Here is a 1411-nt window from a genome sequence, read left to right as displayed (position 1 = left end):
TAGCTACCAAATACTTGCCAAACTACCTGGGCTGGCGACGGGCTTTTGAACAACACTGCCAACTCACGCCGGAAACCCTACTCAATGCTGCTCTGGGGAATTTTCAATATTTAACGATGACATAGCCTTATAATTTGTGATGTTTGCATCGTCAGTTTTCCTTTGAACACGCATTTTGTGTTTTTAAAACATGTAGCCGAGATTGGAGAGTCCACACACTTTTAATATTGTCGTTGCTTTTCTCATCCTAATTAAGAACGCTTCGCAACAATCGCAAGGACAGGGTAAGTAGTACTGTCCTTTTGTACCACGAATGGTAATTTTTACATAGGGTGCATTATGCGGGCCTAACGCTCTACCAGCCTCGGAGGCAATAGCCAAGACTTCGCATTATACATTAACGTTATGTAGAAAAGCCCCGGTGGAAGATCGCCAGACCACCGGGGCTTTTTTGCATAGCGTGCATTATGCAAGGTCTATTTTTACTTGGACTGCAATCTAATTACAATTATTTCGGGCTATTTGTATATTCCTATAATAACGCTAATTGTTGTGGCTATAAATGATAGCAAACCTAATGTTAGTCCAATTTCTGCGCTATTTTTGCGAATCCAGCTTTCATTGTTTTTGATAATTAAAAGGCTGCCAGGAAAAAGCTTTGCCTTAAACACGAATAAAAATCCGATCGTAATTATTGCTAAAGTCCAAATTAGAAGTTCCGTTTTGATTGTGCTTAATAATTCTCTTGGAAGAAAAAAATAACAAATATTTGGTATGTTTACAGCAAAAAACAGATACCACCCTACAGGAGCATTATTAAACCAGCTATACCAGACTTTGTAGGTGTTCAGATAGGTATATGTGGTTTCAATTGCACCCGCACACCATGCTTCGGAATCGGCTTGCGCGTGCACTGTGTTTTTGTTATCTAAGAATCCTTTTGTTGTAATCGATAGGTTTTTTTCACCCTTCGAATAATCCATATCGTTTAACCATATCGAAAATTTATCGATTTTGTTTGGTAAATCACTATATTTTTTTAATTCTTCAATATTACAAAACCGAAGCTCTTCAGAAGGTAGTTCAATTTTTATTGAGCTATGTACGCTTTCACTATCGAATAAAGCACAAAGTTTATTCCATAGACCTTCTAGGTTCTGTTGACGTTTCGCCAATCAGGTAGAATTGGTTATTTTTGGTAACATGAGCCGGATAAATTTAAGCGATGAAGAGTGGACGCGTATATTGGCAAACTTAAAGAAATTAAGAGGCATTCGTGTCGGTCAGCCAGACACTTGCAGACAATTTATCAGTGCCTGCTTGTGGATATTACGTTCGGGAGCGCAGTGGCGGATTTTGCCGCCAACGCATGGTAAGTGGAATAGCATCTTCAAGCGATTTTCACGCTGGT

The 1411-nt window shown here is 39.1% G+C and carries 2 protein-coding genes and 1 pseudogene; 2 read left to right on the top strand and 1 reads right to left on the bottom strand.

The window, feature by feature from the left end; genetic code table 11:
* Positions 1-125: pseudogene (locus tag RW114_RS20655) on the top strand (IS1595 family transposase); the annotation flags it as partial.
* A 393-nt stretch (positions 126-518) separates the two neighbouring features.
* Here the strand turns inward: RW114_RS20655 and RW114_RS20650 are convergent.
* The gene (locus RW114_RS20650) at positions 519-1175 is read right to left on the bottom strand and encodes a hypothetical protein (protein ID WP_340124607.1); all 657 of its coding nucleotides are present in this window, start codon (positions 1173-1175) and stop codon (positions 519-521) included.
* A 28-nt stretch (positions 1176-1203) separates the two neighbouring features.
* Here RW114_RS20650 and RW114_RS20645 point away from each other — a divergent pair.
* Positions 1204-1411 (top strand): transposase (locus RW114_RS20645; protein WP_340124525.1); only part of this gene is annotated, 208 nt, incomplete at its 3' end.

Origin of the sequence: Methylobacter svalbardensis (assembly GCF_037671525.1) — a bacterium.
Taxonomy (GTDB): Bacteria; Pseudomonadota; Gammaproteobacteria; order Methylococcales; family Methylomonadaceae; genus Methylobacter_A; species Methylobacter_A svalbardensis.
The sequence above is the reverse complement of the archived record's forward strand: the minus strand, read 5'-3'. Positions and strand labels throughout refer to the sequence as shown.